This is a genomic window from Schleiferia thermophila, from assembly GCF_003337435.1.
GTDB classification, from domain to species: Bacteria; Bacteroidota; Bacteroidia; order Flavobacteriales; family Schleiferiaceae; genus Schleiferia; species Schleiferia thermophila.
Window position 1 is genome coordinate 326,711 of the sequence record NZ_QPJS01000001.1, and the last position, 17,149, is coordinate 343,859.

The 17,149-nt window shown below is 41.9% G+C and carries 11 protein-coding genes; all 11 read left to right on the forward strand.

Going from position 1 to position 17,149, the window contains the following annotated elements:
• The first annotated feature begins 58 nt into the window (after positions 1-58).
• The 11 genes from DES35_RS01440 (at position 59) to ligA (ending at position 17,120) form a co-directional block, all read left to right on the forward strand.
• Positions 59-2,524, forward strand: a complete 2,466-nt coding sequence (locus tag DES35_RS01440) for an FtsK/SpoIIIE family DNA translocase (RefSeq protein ID WP_114365599.1) — start codon at positions 59-61, stop codon at positions 2,522-2,524.
• The gene (locus DES35_RS01445; protein WP_037357914.1) at positions 2,524-3,159 is read left to right on the forward strand and encodes a LolA family protein; all 636 of its coding nucleotides are present in this window, start codon (positions 2,524-2,526) and stop codon (positions 3,157-3,159) included. Before DES35_RS01440 ends, DES35_RS01445 begins: the two co-directional genes overlap by 1 nt.
• 11 nt (positions 3,160-3,170) lie before the next feature.
• Complete coding sequence (locus DES35_RS01450; RefSeq protein ID WP_160171967.1) at positions 3,171-4,667, forward strand: LptF/LptG family permease; 1,497 nt, start codon at positions 3,171-3,173, stop codon at positions 4,665-4,667.
• Positions 4,642-5,862, forward strand: coding sequence for a glycosyltransferase family 4 protein (locus DES35_RS01455; protein WP_114365600.1), 1,221 nt, complete (start codon positions 4,642-4,644; stop codon positions 5,860-5,862). The genes DES35_RS01450 and DES35_RS01455 overlap by 26 nt, the downstream gene beginning before the upstream one ends.
• A gap of 37 nt (positions 5,863-5,899) precedes the next feature.
• On the forward strand, positions 5,900-7,729 hold the full coding sequence (locus DES35_RS01460; protein WP_160171968.1) for a putative porin: 1,830 nt from the start codon (positions 5,900-5,902) through the stop codon (positions 7,727-7,729).
• Positions 7,730-7,914: 185 nt separating this feature from the next.
• Complete coding sequence (locus DES35_RS01465) at positions 7,915-10,551, forward strand: T9SS type A sorting domain-containing protein (protein ID WP_125039375.1); 2,637 nt, start codon at positions 7,915-7,917, stop codon at positions 10,549-10,551.
• 10 nt (positions 10,552-10,561) lie between these two features.
• A complete protein-coding gene (locus DES35_RS01470) occupies positions 10,562-12,811 on the forward strand; it encodes a glycosyl hydrolase family 18 protein (protein WP_114365602.1) in 2,250 nt (749 codons plus the stop codon).
• Between the two features lie 55 nt (positions 12,812-12,866).
• A complete protein-coding gene (locus tag DES35_RS01475; RefSeq protein WP_037357930.1) occupies positions 12,867-13,778 on the forward strand; it encodes a hypothetical protein in 912 nt (303 codons plus the stop codon).
• Positions 13,760-14,248, forward strand: coding sequence for a polysaccharide deacetylase family protein (locus tag DES35_RS01480; protein ID WP_235183062.1), 489 nt, complete (start codon positions 13,760-13,762; stop codon positions 14,246-14,248). Before DES35_RS01475 ends, DES35_RS01480 begins: the two co-directional genes overlap by 19 nt.
• 86 nt (positions 14,249-14,334) lie before the next feature.
• Complete coding sequence (locus DES35_RS01485) at positions 14,335-15,048, forward strand: class I SAM-dependent methyltransferase (RefSeq protein WP_125039374.1); 714 nt, start codon at positions 14,335-14,337, stop codon at positions 15,046-15,048.
• A gap of 44 nt (positions 15,049-15,092) precedes the next feature.
• Positions 15,093-17,120 (forward strand): NAD-dependent DNA ligase LigA, encoded by a 2,028-nt coding sequence (gene ligA / locus DES35_RS01490; RefSeq protein WP_037357934.1) that lies wholly within the window; start codon positions 15,093-15,095, stop codon positions 17,118-17,120.
• Positions 17,121-17,149 lie beyond the last annotated feature (29 nt).

The following is a 17,149-nucleotide window of genomic DNA, read 5'->3' on the forward strand; positions in this document are numbered from 1 at the left end:
AGTTTAAGAGAACCTTGGTTTTGAAATCATACATTTGCACTTTCCGTAAAAATCCCTGATGCCGCCAAAAAAGGCCACAAAATCAACCAAAAACAGCCAGAACTCTAGAGCAGCCTTCCACTTCAGCGACTTGCTGAGCAAGCCCGCCTATAAGCTGTTTGCAGGCTTTTTTCTGTTGTTTTCGGCACTCTTCATTGCGGGGTCTTTGGTAAGCTATTTCATCTATTGGAAGAGCGATATGAGCGCCTTCGACCAAACCTTCTGGCAATTAATTTCCAATAGAGATTTCACGGTTCGAAACCTCTGGGGCAAGCTTGGAGCAGCACTGGCACACTCCATGGTATACCGCTCTGCAGGTGTGGCTGCTTTCGCTTGGGTATATGTGTTGTTTCAAATGGGCTCGCGCTTGGCGCTCAATCTGGGATTCCGCGGATTTTCCACTGTGCTGATCAGGTTCTTGTTTATCATCATCTGGCTGCCAACCTTTCTGGGACTTGTTTTACCCGATTCGCTTGCTCTTTTGGCAGGAGCCAATGGATATTTTCTCGCCGGGTGGCTGGTGAGTTCCGCCGGACCGGCAGGAGCGTATACCGTATTATTTTTTGCTTTGCTGACCTACTTAGCAGCCTCTTTTGAATGGACACCCGAAAAAGTAGCATCGTGGCTCGCTGCCCTCCGCTCTGCATTCAAATCAAAGAAACAAAAAAAATCAACACCAGCCGGAGAAGCCCTTGAAAGTTTTGACTACACAAATGAAACCTGGCAATTCAAAAACCATTCGACCCCAACCAATAGTGACAACACCTCAGATAGCCAGCTTATCCCTGAACGAGAATCTCCCAACACTGATGAAAAGGAAGATGATTCCTTCACAGTGGAAATAAAACAAGATGAACAACCTCCTTCCGATGTCGGAAAGAATAGACCGATTGATGAAATCGAAGTTAAAGAGGAATCTCCCCTCGACGACGACACAGCCAATCGCCTGATCAAAAAATATGGCGAGTACGACCCCACCCTGGAACTTTCTTCTTACAAATCACCCACACTCGAACTGCTGGTTGACTACGGCAGCAGGCAAATCACCGTGGAAAGAGCCGAGCTGGAGTCCAATAAGGACAAAATCGTAGAAACCCTCCAGCAGTACAGCATTGAAATATCAAAAATTAAGGCCACTGTAGGTCCTACGGTTACCTTGTATGAGATAGTGCCGGCTCCTGGAATCAGGATTTCTAAAATAAAAAATCTGGAGGACGACATCGCTCTTAGCCTGGCAGCCATGGGTATACGCATTATTGCCCCTATACCCGGAAAGGGTACCATTGGAATTGAAGTGCCCAATGCCCACCCTCAGATCGTACCAATGCGCACCTTATTGGTCAGCGAAAAATTTCAAAACACCGAAATGGAACTTCCACTGGTCCTCGGAAAAACCATCAGCAACGAAACCTTTGTGGCAGACTTGACCAAAATGCCACACCTGCTTATGGCTGGCGCCACAGGACAGGGAAAATCCGTCGGTATCAATACCATCATCACATCCATCCTCTATAAGAAGCACCCTTCTCAGGTAAAATTTGTACTCGTTGACCCTAAAAAAGTAGAACTCAATCTCTACAACAAAATCGAAAGACACTATCTTGCTCGCCTTCCCAACAGCGAGGAAAGCATCATCACCGACACAAAGAAAGTCGTTTACACGCTCAATTCTTTGACCATAGAAATGGACAATCGGTATGAATTACTCAAAGCAGCCAATGTCCGCAACCTAAAGGAATACAACACCAAGTTCATTCAGCGTAGACTCAATCCCGAGGAAGGACACAGGTACCTTCCCTATATCGTACTTGTGATAGATGAGTTTGCCGATCTGATTATGACCGCCGGAAAAGAGATAGAAACGCCCATAGCCCGACTCGCTCAACTGGCACGTGCCATAGGCATTCACCTGATTATTGCCACCCAAAGACCATCGGTCAACGTGATCACAGGCGTGATCAAAGCCAACTTTCCGGCAAGAATTGCCTTCCGGGTATCCAGCAAAATCGACAGCCGAACAATTCTCGACACTGGAGGTGCCGAACAACTGATAGGACGAGGCGATATGCTGCTTTCTACGGGCAATGATTTAATTCGCCTTCAATGTGCATTCATCGATACTCCTGAGGTAGAAAATATCGTTGACTTTATCGGTTCTCAACGAGGCTATCCCTCTGCCTACTTACTGCCCGAATACGTAGGCGATGATGAAGAACCCGGCATACTTGATGTAGACCTGAGCAAGCGCGACAGCAAATTTGACGATGCAGCCCGTCTGGTAGTTGCTACTCAACAGGGAAGTGCCAGCCTCATTCAGCGAAAGTTGGGATTGGGATTTGCCAGGGCAGGCCGGCTTATTGACCAGCTGGAGGCTGCAGGTATCATTGGGCCTTTTGAAGGAAGCAAAGCCCGCCAGGTGCTGGTTAAAGACGAAGCTGAGCTGGAACACATTTTGAAAAACCTCAAAGAAAAATTCGCCAAATAATGCATAAAATTTCCTTTTTCCCGATGCTCTTCACAGCAGTACTACTTACTGCACACGGACAGACCACTCACAAAGAAGCAAAAGCACTGCTGAACGTCGCTGTGGAAAAGCTTCAATCCGGAAAATTGTACACCATAGAATTTGAATACCAGTTCGAAAATCCAAAAGCCACTCCTCCTGTGACACAGACCGAGAAAGGGAAACTCATGCTCAAAGGAAACAAATATCACCTTTTTTTCATGGATATGGAGCAAATTTATGACGGCACGAAAGCATATAATATCCTGCCCGACGATAAGGAAATTCAGGTAATGGAACCCGATGAAAACGACATTCTAAGTCCTTCAGCCATCTTAAACCAATACCGCGAAGGGCATACCTACTACCTCGGTGGTAAAGTAAAAATCAACAACATCACACATGAAGTAGTGGTCATAAAACCCAAAGCCAGTGCCGAGGTTGACTATATAGAAGTGGTAATCAACCCCAAAAACCATCAGCTCCAAAGTATGACTCAGCGAGGCAGAGACGGAACCACAACTACATTTAAGATTTTGAGAATTGCTGAAAATACAGCAGGAGGTACCATTACTTTTACAAAAGACAAGTACAAAGGCTATAAAATCATACAATAGTACAGGCCGAAGTGAAAATCCTTGACCGGTACATTCTAAAACTTTTTCTCCGCCCTTTTGCCATTGTATTTGTGGTAATGGTGCTCTTTCTGCTGATGCAGTGGGTATGGAAGTACATCGACGACCTGGTGGGCAAGGGAGTGGAATGGTACTACATTGCTGAGCTTCTTCTGTATTTTGCCGCGCAAATGGTACCTCAGGCCATTCCTCTGAGTGTATTGCTGGCTTCGCTGATGGTCTTTGGAGACTTGGGAGAACATATGGAGCTGGCGGCTTTAAAATCAGCCGGAATATCCCTGTACCGTATGATGTTTCCACTCTTTTGGGCTGTGACCGCGATTGCTGTGATCTCATTTCTCTTCAACAACTATGTAATACCCGTCACCAATCTAAAAGGGGAAACACTGCTGCGCAACATCGCCAGCAAAAAACCAGCCCTCAACATCAAACCAGGAGTCTTCTATGCCGGCATCGATGGATTCAACATCAAAGTAGGCGAAAAGTACGGAGAAGACAAAAGCAAATTGAAAAACATCATCATTTACGATCACACCGATCGCCTCGGTAATATCAAAGTGATCAGTGCTGCCAATGGAGAAATGCGCGTGACTCCAGATAAACAATTCTTAGAAATCACTCTCTACAATGGCTATTCATACGAGGAAATTCAGGCACGGAAGAGGAGTGAGCTAGAGCGAAGACCCTTCGCCAGGTCCTCGTTTGACAAGTCAATCCTTCGGCTCGACTTATCATCATTTGAGTCAGGAGACCTCAAAAGACAAACCGGAAAAGACTTTTCGATGCTTACCATCAATCAGCTCACAGTGGCAGCAGATTCCATACGAAAAGTTTTTGACAAGAGAATCAACGAGCTCAACGGAGCTATGCTTGAGCGCATTACAACACACAATGAAAATGCAGTCATTGCTGCACAAATGGGCTTTACCACTGACTATGAAAACTCACCTCAGGACACTGCTGCATTGATTCCTGAGGATATGCTGCATGGACTCAACTCCGAGCAGCGGTCAGTGGTGCTCGAAAATGCGCTCCGACTGGCGCGCAGTCACAAATCCTATTTTGATCAGGCACGATTGGAGTTCCATTGGTGGCGCAAGGTGATAGCCCGCTATCACATCGAAAAGCACAAAAAATTAGCTTTGGCCTATCTGGCTTTTATTATGTTTTTTACCGGAACTGCTCTCGGCGCTATAATTCGTAAAGGAGGATTAGGTATGCCGGTGGTCATTAGTGTGTGTACTTTTATTGTATATCATGTCACTAGTTTTACTATTGAAAAACTTGGAAGGGAGATCGTACTTGAACCATGGTTTTCCATTTGGCTTCCGTCACTGATTTTTACACCTCTTGCCGTATTTTTGGTCTATAAATCGGCCACAGATTCCGCCATTATGCAATGGGAAACCTGGCAAAAGCTGATTAAACCACTACAATACCTGAAAAAAATAAATATAAAGTACCATGAGAGTCCTGCTGCTGACCAATAAATATCCCTATCCCGGCAGAGACGGGAGCAGCATAGCGATTCTCAATATGATCCGCGGTCTGCTGTCGCAAGACATGGAGGTACATCTCTTTGCGCTGAATGCCAGTCGGGTTTATGTACACCCCACCCAGTTTAGTTTCGATGAACCAGGGGAGCTCTACATCAAATCCATGCGCGTCAATACCGATTTTACTTTATGGGGTGTCCTTAAGAGCTTGTTTACTCGCCAGTCGTATCACGTCAGCCGGTTTTACAACAGGAAATTTGAAGATCGTCTTATTCAGATCCTAAAAGACTATCGGTTCGATGTGGTTCAGCTCGAGGGAGTTTTCATGGGGGTCTATCTACCTGCAATCCGTAAGTACTCTCCAAAAAGTATTGTGAGTCTCAGAGCGCACAACGTAGAATATAAAATTTGGAACAGATGGTTGGAACACAACAAAGGGATAAAACACTATTATGTAAAACTGCAGGCCCACCGATTGCAAAAATTTGAAGAATCCATCTGCAGACAGGTAGACTGTATCTTGCCGATTTCCGATGTTGACAGCCGTGATTTCACATTGATGACCAAAGAACCTAAAAAAGTCTATACCATTTACTTTGGCCTGAAGCCTGGCTCCATGCGGCAGTTTTCAAATTTCAAATACGGAAAGAAAAAAATCGTTTACCTGGCCTCCTTTGATTGGTTGCCCAACCGACAAGGGTTAGATTGGTTTTTGAAAGAAGTGTGGCCATTGGTTAAAGCACTAGTGTCCGATGCTGAATTCCATGTAGCCGGGCGTGGTTTACCACCCAGATACCTTCATTACAGAGGAGAACGGCTTAAATTTTACGGAGAAATAAATTCGCCAATGGAGTTTTTGTTGGGTGGCAAAATTACCGTCATACCCTTGCTTAGTGGCAGTGGTGTTCGAATTAAACTGCTTGAAGCACTGGCCTTAGGCATTCCGGTCATCTCTACCGGCATAGGGGCAGAAGGGGTGAATGTGGTCAACGGTGAGCATCTGCTTATTGCCGATAATCCACGCGAATTTGCACACGCCATTGCCTTGCTGCTCGATGATGAAGAGCTGCGCATAACGCTCAGCTATAATGCCCGAAAACTCATCGAAAGTCAATACAATCTCGACAGTATATCCCTGTCATTGGTCAATTTTTACAGGCAGGTTTCCGAAAACCGAATTGCTTACTGAATTGAAAAAAAAGTTTCAGACCTCAAAAGAGGTTGCAATGGCATTTTGTGCTGTTTTTTCAGGACTTTCACTTCAAGCCCAATTTCAATGGCCCGAGCCAATTCCTTCGGTAGCCTTTCAATACCGAACCCTTCAATCGGATTTTAAAATGCTGGATACGGCCTTTAGGCCGGAGCTTTACGGTGGATTTGCATTCGACGAGTCCACCTCTCGACTCAGATTGGAGGCAGGAAACCTGGGTGCACCCGTTTTTGAGCCCATTTACAATCCGATGTACCATGCGTATCTGCACTGGGGCAATTACCCTTTTTATCACAACAGAGTAAGGCAAGAGCAGGTGCTTTTTTTCAAAGTCACTGCACCGCTTACCGAAGCCAGATATCTGCAAGGATATAATCGCGGGCAACTTTTTCGCATTTTTCACACACAAAACATACACTCCCGCTGGAACTTTAATCTGCATTGGCAAAGGTTAAATTCCGAAGGCTTCTATCCTCATATGAATACTGAAAGGTCCAATTTTACTATTTCGACCGATTATTGTTCTCCTGATAAAAGATATGTCTTCACCGGTTATTATACATATCAGCGTCAGCTGTCAAATGAAAATGGCGGTTTGCGTTTTGATACGGTCTTTACTCAAAACACAAGGCGCGATCGACCACTTGTACCAGTGAAGTTCAGAGAAGGCAGGAGTGTGTCTTCCATTCAGGAAGCCTACTTTCAGCATCGGTACAGTCTGATTTCTGCCATTTCAGATTCTGACGAAACCGGTCGTAAATATTCTTCTGTTACAGGTATAGGTCATCGCATGTACTACTCTGGTGAAAAATACCAGTACATAAAATCTCACCGACCAGATGATACTTTGTATTTCAGAGATTTTTACTACAGTTTTGAAAAGACCGATGACAGTACTGCGTTTATTTTCTTTAGAAATGAGGCATTCCTCTTCGCTGAATTGAGCAAAAACGCTTATGCTGAAGCAGGTGCCGGATTTCAGCACAGTTTACACGGAGGCCGATTTCACAGCCGGTATTTCTCACAATTCCGATTGTATGGCGACGTAAGCTGGAAGCTGAATAGATTGCTTCTGACTGCCGGAATAAGCCACCATCCCGTGGGTGAAGCTTCTGGAACATCTTCGCTACAGGCTGCTGCCAGCATTTTTTGGTTTAAGCACTACAGTGCCAAAGCATATATAAAAAACTCCGTGGAAGCGCCCCACACATTCTTCGTTCTTCACCTCTCCAATCTCACTGCTTGGAATCGCACATTCAGCTACATCAGATACCGCGAAATGGGAGGAACTGTGGAATTGCCAATAGTAGGCACCTTGGAAGCAAAAGCATGGATCAATCAAGGGTTGTTATTTATAGGCGACGACTTGAGACCTGTACAACATCAGGGACCTATCTCGATAGCCCAATTTCAGTGGAGAACAGAATACAGACCTGCCAAATTCCTGACTTACAGACATAGGATAACCAATCAACAAATCTCAGACCGCGAAGTGCTCAGGCTTCCACAGTGGGCTGCTGAGGCTGACGTATTCGCTAAATTCTCTCTTTTCAGGGGCAATCTCAGCGTCATCGCCGGAGTAGGCGGAATGTACGTAAGCCGGTTTAAGGCAATGGGTTATACACCTGTGCTCGGAACTTTTTATCTGGCCAATTCCGGCCTGATTGGCAATACATTTATCGCAGATGCATTCATGCATTTTCAAATTAAAAACGCTGTCATCACCGTAAGATACGAAAATGCCACCGCCGGCTGGCTTACACCTTTTAATTACTTTGCAGCAGCCGGTTATCCTGTAGCAGATCCCTTCCTGAGAGTTGGAATTTTGTGGAGATTTTTCAATTAAATCCTTTTACTGGATTTTTTTAATACTCGGGAAGTGTAGAGTTCCTTTCAAGCTATCAAAATCAATTTGAAAATTTTATATTCAAATTATCAAAAATCCTAAATATTTTACCGAAAATTGTAAAGTTCTAAAGTAGCTTAAGGTCTATCTTTGTTTACCTTTACCAGCTAAAAGTGGATAAAGAAATGATGAAAAAAATATTCTGGCCAACCATTCTTCTCTTGTTATTTCTATATCCCAAATACGGCCATGCATTTAAAGGGACAGTAAGAAATATTTATGCACAGCCAATTTCCAACGCTTTGGTCGAATTTGTCAATGAGTCCGGAGAGAAATTCACAACCCGTACCAATGCACAAGGCGTCTTTGAAATCAACCTGAAACTCTTCGATACAGAGGCGGAAAAAAAAGGTCTATATGTCTTTGGAAATTATCCCAATCCATTTTACCGGGAAACAGTAATTCCCTTCTATCTAAACCGGGAAAAAAAAGTTACCCTTTACATAGCCGATCGCTCCGGACGCATTTTGTTTACGGCATTTAGAAACAAATTGTATCCAAAAGGCATTAACAACTATCGACTTCATACCCTTATGGACAATGGAGCTTATTTGCCTCCCGGTATGTATTTAGCTGTCCTTACCGATGGAAAGGTTTCTCATAGTACTAAGCTCCTGGTCATAAGCAGTGGTACCCAATCTCCAAACATCCGAGACATTCAGGATATTTCTCTTGAAACCTTAGATCCTTCTGTATATCAGCTCACCATATCAGCACCCGGGTATAAGGATTACGTCAACAAGCGATTCATACCGGCTGACCGAGATGAAAGATTTTTTGTACTACATCAGCACGACTCGCTACCATGGAAATGTGTAGATCATTATCTGGCTCGTCATCAATCTGATGGCAGTTATGCTCCTGTTTTTATCAATGGCATCTGCCTCGGTATATCCACACCTGGCACCAATCCGGGAGAACTAGCAGCCAGTAAAGAAGAATACAGAAGATGGCTGAAATTAATCTGGGAGGCAGGATACAATTCCTTTCGAACCTATACCATACATTATCCACGCTTCTATGAAGTACTGGACGAATTCAACGCGGAGCATATCGAACGTCCGCTATGGCTCAACCAAGGTATTTGGCTCGATGACGAATTCGTGACATACAATCTCTATGACAAAGAGCAAGAATACAGAAACGATATAGAAGAGGTAATTGATGCTATGCACGGAAACCGGACAATTCCCGAAAGACCGGGCCGAGCTTCAGGCACATATGCATTGGATGTGACTCCCTGGATTATGTGTTGGATGCTCGGCAGAGAAGTCGAACCTTACGAAATTATAGGAACCGATACTCTAAATCCTACAAAAACCTCCTGGGATGGAGAATACGTGTCCATTGACAGCGCATCTCCATCAGAAGCCTGGTATGCTCAAATGATTGACTTTGCATTCAAACACGAATGGGAAACTTATGGTGTACAACGACCCATAGGCAATTCTTCATGGCCGACACTCGACCCCCTACATCATCCTACAGAGCTGCCTGAGCTGTCCGATGAGGACATAGCACAAGTAGATCTTACTGGTCTTAAGCTAAAAAAAGCATACGGAGGATATTTTGCCAGCTATCATGCTTATCCATATTATCCCAATTTCATCAGCGATGATCCCGGATATCAAACGTTTTCAGACCAATACGGCCCCAATAGCTATCTGGGTTATCTGACAGACTTAAAAAATCATTACGGTAATAAGCCTTTGCTTTTGGGAGAGTATGGCGTACCGACTTCTTGGGGAACAGCTTCTTATGCGCACAGTGGTATGCATCACGGTGGTCATACGGAAGAGAAGAAAGCATTCTACAACATACGAATGATTCAAAATATCCATCAGACACACTGTGCCGGCGGATATGTCTTTGCATGGATGGACGAATGGTTTAAAACCATGTGGTATACCAATCCCTATGGTCCGACAAGAGATCGCAGAGCATTATGGCACAATGTGGTCAGTGCGGAAGAAAATTTTGGTCTGCTGGCATTTGAAACCGACAGCCCTACTTTTAACAGATGGCCGGTACTAAGTAATAGTTGTTTTGAGAAATTAACTTATGATTACGGGCAAGACTTTTTCTACATACTGGTCAGATTACGACAACCTTTACAGGGAAGCGATACCCTGTGGTTTGGCATTGACACCTATGATCCGGAACTTGGCGAAAGCATTCTGCCAAACGGACGTATCCTCACAGGTTCCAGAGCTGAATTTGCGCTGATGATCACTGCAGATACTGGGAAATTGTACGTTACAGAGGCCTACAATCCTTTTGCCATCAACATCTACCACATCGACCCGACCTTTGCTCCTCCACAGGCCAAATGGCACTCAACCAAAACAGATGGAAAACCTTGGGAAATCTTGCGGTTTACAAATGGGTATCGTGATTTTGAAGTAGATACTATAGGTCATTTTTATGTGAAAAAGCCAGATGAACCTTACATCAATAAGCACGCAATCATATGGCTAGACTCCCTTGAATTTGTAGTTCGAATTCCCTGGACGTATCTGCTTGTGGCAGATCCCAGTGACCACCAAGTAGTGCATGACTACAGAGAGACAAAACAAAATGAACGAAGAAAAACCGATGGATTTTTCATTACAGCTTTCAGAAATGAACAGTGCGGCCTTCCCACACCTTACCGCCTGCTCTGGCCGAGATGGGATAAAGCCTGGCCTTATAAAGAGCGCATTAAGGAAAGCTATTGGATAGTAAAAGATGCAAATTTTACATTGGATTTAAAACCATTTTAATCAACGAAAAATGGAATTTAAAAAACTGTATTTTTTTGTACTTTACACAACTACAATGTTTGCTTTTGGGCAATATTTACCTAAGTGGACCCTGCAAGGATGGACATATCCCGGCTATTCGGCTGTCGATCCTACGTGCTGGGCGTATGATGAAATCATCGATGGAAGATTTATTAATGTGGTCAAGTCTGAGTTTTTGAGTGTGGATGAAAATGGCTATTTAGATTTGAAAGAAGATGGATTTATTTGCAATCATAACACCGCTACAAATTATGAGTTTTTAAGATCAAATGTTGCCTATAACCTGGTTACCATAAGCGGAGCATTTAATAGCGCGTTCTCCAGCTTTAAAAAATTACTGGAAGATACACAAAAAATCAATTATTTCGTTAATAATGCTCTATCATTTGTGGTTGAAAATGATTTTGATGGTGTAGAAATAAATTTTGAACAGTTCAAATTGTGGCAACCCATCCATTGGAACAATTTTAAACAACTTGTTACTCTACTGGGCGATACCCTTCACTACCACAGCAAAATGCTATGTATTATTGGGCCACCATTTGAAAATCACTTGGATGACAATGCAGTATTGTGGAGTTATAATCAACTAAAATGGTTGCCAGTAGATTATTTTGTAATAATGGTTTACGACTATTTCTATTGTAATTTAAATGCTCCAGTAGCACCATTGAATTGGTTTAAAAATGTTTTAGAATATAGTATTTTACAAATTGGTGATGTAAGTAAAATAGTGGTGGGAATAAATTCTTATGGATACACAACTAGCGAATTGATTGATATCGACAATTGTCATTTTGCGCAACCATTGAGAACATTTTCGCAGATTTTGCAAAATCCAAATTATCTCAATGCTACAAGAGATCCTGATTCTTATGAGCTTTTCTGGGAAGAAAACGGGGATTACTATTGGTTTTCAGATGCATTATCTTTATCAAAAAAATTACTAACAGCTGCTTCTTATGGAATTACAAATTTTTCAGTTTGGCATCTGGGAGGCAATCCATGGTTTGACGAGGGATTAACCGAAAAAAATTTCTCGCCAGATTCAGTGCATTCAGTCGATTGGTCCGATATCAATAATCTTCTTATACTCAATAAGTCCCATGCACAATCAAATGCACTCGGTTCTGAAGTGTTGTTGTATTTTATCTTAAAAGAAAAAGAAAATTTTATTAATGCAAATACACTAAAATTTATTTTAATAGGGTCGTGTACAGACTGCGGAAATGATTCAGCCAGAATTGAAGTGAGTATTTCAGGAGATGGTGGAAATTCTTACTTTCCTGTATCATTTTTACATATCAGAATACCTTTTGATATCAGCTACGAAATTCTTTGTGAAGATAGTTTGTTGAGTTTTATACAGGCAATCTACCCTGATACACTTATTGTGAAAATAAAGGCGTTGGATACATTTAATATACGCATTAACACTATCCGATTACTGTCCGAAATACATCAGCCTGCCGGCGATACCATTGTGATTAAAGTTTCAAGTAGTACAGATGATGCTCGCAATTCAATTGGTGGCGGAGCGTACAATCACACTGTATATACTCAATACATTGGTAATTACAACTCTGTCTCGTACATTCACGGTTTACGATTTGAAAATATCCCCTTTGATGATCAAACAGTTTTTGACTTAATAATACTGGAATTATTCTATGCAGGGATCAGCTCTGGCGATACAATTAATGCAAGGATTTATGTTGAGGATTCTAATTCGCCGACAACCTTTACCCATTCTAACGGCCCATATCATCGGACAAGTTCCGTACAATATTGCGATGTAAAAATATTTGATTTACCTGAATTTGAATCCGGATTTGGTTTTTTGAACTTTGATGTTACTGAATTAATTTCAAATCATCTATCAAAAAACTTTTGGAATAAAAATGATAACCTGGTCATCATTATTGAATCATTGGAAAATCACAACAACACTTTTGTTGGTTTTAGTACATTTGACAGGGACCCGAAAAGGGGGGCTAACTTGAAATTCGTCAAGCAGTCTTCATTTAATTATAAAAGGAATCTTACTAGTATTCAAAATGAAATTTCTTTGTTGAAAATACTTCCTAATCCTGCTACAGAATGGATTTCCATTAAATCAGATTTTTACCCTTTGGAAATAAAACTCTATAATGTATGGGGTCAGTGTGTTCATTCTTCAACAATCAAATCGGAAATCGAGAAAGTCAATTTACAAACATTAAAACAGGATTATACGTAGCAAAAATTGTCATTGAAAATAAAATTTTTTTCCATAAAATAAAAGTAAATAACTTATGAGAACAATCTTAATCTTATATTTTTTCTCTGTTTTGGCATTTGGTCAGAAAAAATATGTATTAAAATTTGAAAATTATCACAACAATCACCTTTTAAAAATAGATAGTATTAAAATTATAAATATATCCAGGCAGATCGATACAACCTTGTATTATCCAAACGATGTATTTGAATTGATAGAAAGTAACTTTGAATTTGATTTCAATGTATTTGACAATCAAAAACGATTTTCAGTTATTAATAATATTAATTCTTGTGAAACATATTTTCGGATCTCCATCGACATGGATCAGCCTGTTCAGATTACAGTTACTGATGTTTCGGGAAGGGTCATTCAGCAGTTTAGAAAGAGGCTTGCATCCGGAAAGCATTATTTCACTATACAAGGCGGTGGTAATAATGTTTACATTATAAATGTTGATACCAGAAGGTCCAAGGATCATGCAAAAATTTTCAGACAATGTGACAACAAATCTCTTTCACTAAATTTACTCTACAGCGAAGAAACTCAAAGCGAAAATGATAAAAACACTTTTGATTTCAGAAGAGGAGACAGCATTGAAGTAAGGTCGTATTCAGTTGATTTCGATGATGAAGTATTTATAGGTAATGAAATTTTTATCCCAACGGAAAGCCGCATTTTTAAGTTTAAAAAATTTACTGACTACAAGGCCTTGGTGATTATGTATCACAAAATAACTTTAGATACAGCTTCAGATTTATATGAGCGGTCGGTTTGGGATTTTGAAAACGACTTAACGTATATTAAAAACAAAGGCTATACAGTAGTATCAATTGAAGAATTGGAGGATATATACAAAGGAAAAAAGGTTTCAGAGGTAAATCTGTCATCATTACATTTGATGACGGCTTCAGTTCTGATTATCATATTGCAGCCCCATTGTTAAAAAATTTAAATATGCCAGCGACCTTTTTTATTGTGCCGGGGTGGGTCTCTGTATTTCCTGATTATTTGACTTGGCCTGAGGTTTGGCTTCTCAGTCAGGAGCGTGATACCATCCGTAATAGCAGACTCTTCCACATAGGTTCACATACCATGTATCATCCATTTCTTGAACAAATGGCCAATCAAATGTCATCTCAGGACTATCAAACTTTCTTGGATGAAGAAATTGGCGAGAGTCGCGATTGGATTTTAGACGTCACCGGACAAAACAAATTATTTCTAGCATTACCCTTTGGTGATGGAGCAAATAATAAAAAAATAATAGATACATGTAAAAAATTCGGATATACGGGCATAAGACATTCGATATGGAATACAATCACTCAAAGTACATTGAATATATGGTCTATTCCATCATTGCCTATACTTTCGTTTACCGAAATTGAAGTTATAGATGATTGGTTGGATTAAATTACACATTATCAACAGCCGGTCCCGGTTATTAAGCTTTGCTTAAATCGATGAAAGGTTTCTAAATTCACCATTTAGTAAAAGTATTGTTTTTCTTATTTCACCTGGAAAAGATTTTTGGCTGGTGCAAATACATTTTTCTATGGACTGCCTATATGACGGATATCAGTCGTTTTGCCCGACGATACAAAGGTCATTCGTACAATGATTTTCTGAATTTTAAAAGAAATTACAACAAGAGATATTTGCTGTATACTCATTTAATTGATGCCTTTGAACTGAAAAGAAAATCGGTTGTATATCTGGAGTTTGGAGTTTCCAAAGGGCACAGTCTTCGTTATTGGTCTTCGCAACTGAAACATCCTGGTAGTTGTTTCTATGGGTTTGATACGTTTCAGGGATTGCCTGAAGCATGGGGAATGTATAAAATAGGCGATATGAAGGCAGCTGAGAAAGAGCTTGAAATTGACGATCAAAGAGTTATGCTTGTAAAAGGACTCTTTCAGAAAAGCCTGCCCAATACGATTCTGTCTATTGACTTCAGCGGGTTTGAGCATAAAGTAATACATCTGGATGCAGACTTGTATTCATCTACACTATTTACTCTTGCCACCTTATTTCCGATTCTGAAACCAGGCGATATTTTAATTTTTGATGAATTCAATGTGCCTCTGCATGAGTTTAAAGCTTTCGATGATTTTTGTAAGGCGTGGTATGCCGACTTTGAGTTTGCCGGTGCTGTAAACAATTACTTTCAGGCAGCCTTTGTGTATCGTGGGCAGAAATTACCAACTCTCTGATCTTAGCCGGATTGTATGTTTGCGGAGAAAATCCTACGCAACCCATGACAGACCTTGAGGCCCTGGAGCGGATCAAAGAGCTCAGAGCACAATTGCATCACCACAACTATTGCTACTACATACTCGATAAACCGGAGATCAGCGACCAGGAATTTGACATGCTGATGAAAGAGCTGGAATCGCTGGAGGCTGCATATCCGCAGTTTGCAGATGAAAACAGCCCGACACGCCGGGTGGGCGGGGGAGTGCTCGATGGCTTTGAAACAGCTCCGCACAAATATCCCATGCTGTCCCTTGGCAATACCTATAGCGAAGAAGAACTTCGCGAATACATCAACCGAACCGAACGCCTGGCAGGCGGCCAATGTCAGTTTGTCTGCGAATTGAAATACGACGGTACTGCGATCAGCCTGCACTATAAAAATGGCCAGCTGCATCAGGCCCTTACCCGTGGCGATGGCCTCACAGGCGATGTAATCACAGCCAATGTGCGTACCATCAAAAGCATTCCATTGCAGCTTAAAGGCGATTATCCTCAGGATTTTATTATCAGAGGTGAAGTTTTTATGCCTGTTGAAGCTTTTCGAAAACTTAATAAAGAACGCATTGAACAAGGATTAGAACCATTTGCCAATCCGCGAAATTGTGCATCCGGTACTTTAAAGCTGCTTGACACCCGTGAAGTAGCCCGTCGTGGTCTTGATTCCTTTATCTACTTTTTGCTGGCAGAACCTCCGGTGGCCGATACCCATTATGAGTCTATGCTCAAAGCGCGATCCTGGGGCTTTAAAATCCCTGATCCGTCTAGAAGAATGGTTCAAGTGGCCAATAATCTGGAGGAAATCATGGATTTTATCCGCTACTGGGATGTGGAGCGGCATCAACTGCCTTTTGAAACCGATGGCGTGGTCATCAAAGTAAATCAATACCATCTGCAGCAAGAGCTGGGTTTCACCGCCAAAAGTCCACGGTGGGCCATTGCTTACAAATTCAAAGCTGAGCAGGCTCGAACCCGCTTGCTCTCCATCAGCTATCAGGTAGGACGCACGGGCGCCATCACACCGGTGGCAGAGCTGGAGCCTGTGTTTTTGGCAGGCACTACGGTTAAGCGAGCTTCCCTGCACAATGCCGATCAAATTGCCCGGCTTGATATTCGCGTGGGTGACATGGTGTATGTTGAAAAAGGCGGAGAAATCATTCCAAAAGTGATCGGAGTGGATCTGACGGCAAGATTAGAAAATACCCACCCCCATCGGTATATCACCCATTGCCCTGAATGTGGTACGGCACTGATCAGGTATCCAGGCGAAGCCCTGCACTATTGCCCTAACCAGGAAGGTTGCCCTCCGCAAATCATCGGACGAATTGAGCACTTTATCAGCCGAAAAGCAATGGACATAGAGGGGCTCGGCAGCGAAACAGTTGAAATGCTCTACAAAAAGGGACTTATCGCGGATGCTGCTGACCTTTACAGCTTAAAAAACAAAAAAGAAGATTTATTGAAACTGGAGCGAATGGCCGAAAAAAGTGTAACAAATCTCCTCGAAAGTATCGAGCGCAGTAAGTCACAACCTTTTGAGCGGGTCTTGTTTGCTCTAGGAATACGATATGTAGGTGAAACCGTCGCGAAAAAGATAGCGCGGACAGTCAGATCAATCGACAAATTAATTGCAGCCACCAAGGAACATTTGATCGCAATAGATGAAGTAGGCGAAAAAATTGCAGAGAGCATCGTGGATTACTTTGCCAAAGAAAAAAATATTCATTTCATAAGCCGACTAAGAGAGGCTGGCCTTCAGTTTGAAACAAGAGAAGAAGCACCAGTTACCCTCTCGGATAAACTCGCGGGCAAAACCATTGTCATTTCAGGTGTATTCCATACAATAAATAGAGATGAACTAAAAGCTCTATTGGAGCAACACGGAGCAAAGGTTGGGTCTGGAGTTACGGGAAAAACGGACATGATTATTGCAGGAGACAACATGGGTCCTTCAAAGTTGCAGAAAGCCAATCAATTGGGAATTAAAATCATGTCCGAAAAAGAATTTTTTGAATATTTCAATTCCATCTGATTTTTTTAGATAAAAAAAACCAAAACCGA

What these genes read in the sequence shown, in the direction of transcription:
- DES35_RS01440 (WP_114365599.1), top strand. Translation starts at nt 59, where the DNA reads ATGCCGCCAAAAAAGGCCACAAAATCAACCAAAAACAGCCAGAACTCT.
- DES35_RS01445 (WP_037357914.1), top strand. Translation starts at nt 2,524, where the DNA reads ATGCATAAAATTTCCTTTTTCCCGATGCTCTTCACAGCAGTACTACTT.
- DES35_RS01455 (WP_114365600.1), top strand. Translation starts at nt 4,642, where the DNA reads ATGAGAGTCCTGCTGCTGACCAATAAATATCCCTATCCCGGCAGAGAC.
- DES35_RS01460 (WP_160171968.1), top strand. Translation starts at nt 5,900, where the DNA reads ATGGCATTTTGTGCTGTTTTTTCAGGACTTTCACTTCAAGCCCAATTT.
- DES35_RS01465 (WP_125039375.1), top strand. Translation starts at nt 7,915, where the DNA reads ATGATGAAAAAAATATTCTGGCCAACCATTCTTCTCTTGTTATTTCTA.
- DES35_RS01470 (WP_114365602.1), top strand. Translation starts at nt 10,562, where the DNA reads ATGGAATTTAAAAAACTGTATTTTTTTGTACTTTACACAACTACAATG.
- DES35_RS01475 (WP_037357930.1), top strand. Translation starts at nt 12,867, where the DNA reads ATGAGAACAATCTTAATCTTATATTTTTTCTCTGTTTTGGCATTTGGT.
- ligA (WP_037357934.1), top strand. Translation starts at nt 15,093, where the DNA reads ATGACAGACCTTGAGGCCCTGGAGCGGATCAAAGAGCTCAGAGCACAA.